Raw genomic sequence first — 4,137 nt, forward strand, 5'->3', positions numbered from 1 at the left:
GTGCAGCGCGCATAACCTCTATAGCCGAAGGGCATGGCGTTCGGCAATGGCTGGCGCTAAGGGGCTTTGCGCTGGAGGTGCCGTCATGAGAGCTGCCGTTTTTGAAGCCTATCGGGGTCCGCTGGAAATCTGCTCCGTGCCGGATCCGGATTGCCCGGTGGATGGCGTCATCCTCAAGGTCGAGGCGTGCGGCGTCTGCCGGTCGGACCATCATGGCTGGAGCGGAGTGGACCCCGACGTGGCACTGCCGCATGTGCCGGGGCATGAATTTGCCGGCGTCGTGCTGGCCGCCGGACCCGAGGTCCGCAGCTTCCGGGTGGGTGACCGGGTCACCGCCCCCTTCATCCTCGCCTGTGGCGATTGCCCGGATTGCCGGGCGGGGGAGCCCACCGTCTGCAACCACCAGCATGTGGTGGGCTTCTCCGGATGGGGCGCCTTTGCGGAGCTGCTCGCCGTGCCGCGGGCCGATTTCAACCTCGTCCGGCTGCCCGAGACCCTCGGCTTCGCGGAAGCCGCTGCAATGGGCTGCCGCCTCACCACCGCCTTCCGCGGCCTTGTCGACCGGGCGGACCTGAAGCCCGGCGAGTGGCTGGCCATCCACGGCTGCGGCGGCGTGGGCCTCTCCGCCGTCATGGTGGGTGCCGCACTGGGTGCCCAGATCGTCGCCATCGACATCAACGAGGACGCGCTCGCCATGGCGAAGGCCCTGGGCGCGAACGTCACGCTCAACCCGTCACGGCTTGCGGACACGGCCCTTGCCGTGCGCGAGGTCACCGGCGGCGGCGCGCATGTCTCGATCGATGGCCTCGGCATCACCGCCACCATCCACAATTCGGTGCGCAGCCTCCGCAAGCTCGGCCGCCACGTGCAGATCGGCCAGCCCTTGGGCCAGCATGCGAGCCCGCCCATGCCGCTGCTCGAAACCGTCTATGCCCGGCAGATCTCGATCCTCGGCACGCGCGGCATCGCCGCCTCGCGGTTTTCGGCACTCCTCGGCATGATCGCCGGCGGAAGGCTGGACCCTGCCCGCATGATCACCAGGCGCATCGCGCTGTCGGAGGCCGGGGCGGCACTCACGGCGATGGACGGCTATACAGGCGTGGGCGTCACCGTCATCGACAACTTGCAGGGCTGAGGCGCTGGCATCGGCGGAGGCGGGGTGGCATAGTGTGCCCATGTCCAGCAACGCTCCCCTGAAGCCCGGCGACCATCTCTACCTCATTGATGGTTCTGGGTATATTTTCCGCGCGTACCACGCGCTTCCGCCGCTCACGCGCAAGTCCGACGGGCTGCCCGTGGGCGCCGTGCAGGGCTTCTGCAACATGCTGTGGAAGCTGTTGAAGGAAACGAAGTCCGGCGAGAAGCCCACCCATCTCGCGGTGATCTTCGATCATTCGTCGAAGTCGTTCCGCAACGAGATCTACCCGCAATACAAGGCCCAGCGGCCGGAGCCGCCGGCGGACCTTCGCCCGCAGTTCGGGCTGATCCGCCAGGCCACCCGCGCCTTCAACGTCGCCTGCGTCGAACAGGCGAACTACGAGGCGGATGACCTCATCGCCACCTATGCCAGGCAGGCGGTGGAGGCGGGTGCCACCTGCCGCATCGTCTCCTCCGACAAGGACCTGATGCAGCTGATCCGCCCCGGCGTGGCACTCTACGACACCATGAAGGACCGCGAGGTGGGCGAGCCCGAGGTGCTGGAGAAATTCGGCGTGCCGCCCGGCAAGGTGATCGACATCCAGGCGCTGGCGGGTGACTCGGTCGACAACGTGCCGGGCGTCCCCGGCATTGGTGTGAAGACCGCCGCCCAGCTCATCACCGAATATGGCGATCTTGAAACGCTGCTGGCGCGCGCGCCCGAGATCAAGCAGCAGAAGCGCCGCGAGAACTTGATCGAATTCGCCGAACAGGCGCGCATCTCGAAGAAGCTGGTGACGCTCGATGAGCACGTGCCGGTGGACCATGACGTGAGCGGCTTCGCGGTGGATGACCCGAAGGCCTCCCAGCTTATCGGCTTCACCAAGGCGCTGGAGTTCACCTCCTTCACCAAGAAGATCGCGGGCGAGCTCGACAGTGATTCCACCGCCATCGATCCGATCCCGGTGGAGGTGAAGTTCTGGCCGCCGGAAGGGGGCGAGGCCGCCGCCCTCCCGCCGCCGCGCTTTGCCGCGAAGAAGCCCGCACCCGCAGCCGAGGCACCCGCTGCAACGGCGGAAGCGCCCGCCAGCCGCGAGGATGCGGCACTCCACGCCATTCCCGTCAACCATGCCGACTACGAGACCGTCACGACGCTCAGTGCACTGAAGGACTGGTGCCAGGCGGCCTACCTCAGGGGCTACATCGCGCTCGACACCGAAACGGATTCGCTCGATTCGATGCGCGCCAATCTCGTCGGCGTGTCGCTGGCAACCGCCCCTGGCAAGGCCTGCTACATTCCGCTGCAGCACAAGGCGAGCGGAGGCGGCCTGTTCGGTGGAGAACTGGTCGAGGGCCAGGTGCCGCTGGCCGAGGCCCTCGCTGTGCTGAAGCCCCTGCTCGAGGATCCGTCCATCCTCAAGATCGGCCAGAACCTCAAGTATGACATCGAGGTGCTGAAGCGCCATGGCATCGCCGTCAGCCCCATCGACGACACGATGCTGATCTCCTACGTGCTCGAGTCGGGTGATGTCGGCCACGGCATGGACGAGCTCTCGCAACGCCATCTCAATCACAAGTGCATCTCCTTCAAGGAGGTGGCGGGTTCCGGCAAGTCGCTGATCACCTTCGACCTGGTGCAGGTGGCCGATGCCACGCGCTATGCGGCGGAGGATGCCGACATCACGCTGCGCCTCTGGCTGCTGCTGAAGCCGCGTCTCGCCGCGATGGGCAAGCTCACCGTTTACGAGACGCTGGAGCGCCCGCTGGTCGCCGTGCTCGCTGCCATGGAGATGGAAGGCATCCTCATCGACCCGGAGCTGCTGCGCCGCCTCTCCAACGACCTCGCCACCTCCTGCGCGTCGATCGAGACGCATGTCTATGAACTCGCCGGTGAGCGCTTCAACATCGGCTCGCCGAAGCAGCTGGGCGACATGCTGTTCGGTCGCATGGGCCTGCCGGGCGGGCGAAAGACTGCAACGGGTGCGTGGAGCACCGACTCGGATGCGCTGGAAGATCTCGCAGGCCAGGGCATCGAGCTTGCCCGCCGCGTGCTCGACTGGCGGCAATTGTCGAAGCTCCGCTCCACCTACACCGATGCACTGCCAAACTACATCAACCCGGAGACGAAGCGCGTCCACACCTCCTATTCGATGGCGGCCACCTCCACTGGCCGCCTCGCCTCGACGGACCCGAACCTGCAGAACATCCCCGTCCGCACCGAGGAGGGCCGCAAGATACGCGCCGCCTTCATCGCACCGGAGGGATCCAAGCTGGTGAGTGCCGACTACAGCCAGATCGAGCTGCGCGTGGTGGCCCATGTGGCGGACATTGCGCAGCTCAAGAAGGCCTTCGCCGAGGGACTCGACATTCACGCCATGACGGCCTCCGAAATGTTCAACGTGCCGGTCGAAGGCATGGACCCCCAGGTGCGCCGCCGCGCCAAGGCCATCAACTTCGGCATTATCTATGGCATCTCGGCCTTCGGCCTCGCCAACCAGTTGGGCATCGGGCGGGAGGAGGCGGGCGAGTATATCCGCACCTACTTCAAGCGTTTCCCCGGCATCCGCGACTACATGGAGGCGACCAAGCAGGAGGCCCGCGACAAGGGCTATGTCGAGACCATCTTCGGCCGCCGCATGCATTTCCCGCGCATCAAGTCGCCCAACGCCTCCGAGCGCGCCTTCCTCGAGCGCGCCGCAATCAACGCGCCGATCCAGGGTGCGGCGGCAGACATCATCCGCCGCGCCATGATCCGCATGCCGGGCGCGCTGTCGGACGCCGGCCTCGGGGCCCGCATGCTGCTGCAGGTGCATGACGAGCTGATCTTCGAATGCGTGGATGCGCAGGCTGATCGCACCATGGACGTGGTCAAAAGGGTGATGGTCTCCGCCCCCGATCCGGTGGTGAAGTTGAGCGTCCCCCTCCAGGTGGACGCGCGGGCGGCACAGAACTGGGAAGCCGCCCATTAGGATTCACGATGTCAATCAGCAGAAGGCACGT

At 66.3% G+C, this 4,137-nt stretch carries 2 protein-coding genes; both read left to right on the plus strand.

The window, feature by feature from the left end; translation table 11 throughout:
* Positions 1-85: 85 nt before the first annotated feature.
* Positions 86-1,135 carry a zinc-dependent alcohol dehydrogenase family protein gene (locus WCJ41_RS20335; RefSeq protein ID WP_336907664.1) on the plus strand — a complete coding sequence of 350 codons (1,050 nt, stop codon included), beginning with the start codon at positions 86-88 and terminating at the stop codon, positions 1,133-1,135.
* A gap of 58 nt (positions 1,136-1,193) precedes the next feature.
* Positions 1,194-4,106 carry a DNA polymerase I gene (gene polA / locus WCJ41_RS20340; protein ID WP_336907665.1) on the plus strand — a complete coding sequence of 971 codons (2,913 nt, stop codon included), beginning with the start codon at positions 1,194-1,196 and terminating at the stop codon, positions 4,104-4,106.
* Positions 4,107-4,137 lie beyond the last annotated feature (31 nt).

It is taken from the genome of Aestuariivirga sp. (assembly GCF_037139295.1).
Taxonomy (GTDB): Bacteria; Pseudomonadota; Alphaproteobacteria; order Rhizobiales; family Aestuariivirgaceae; genus Aestuariivirga.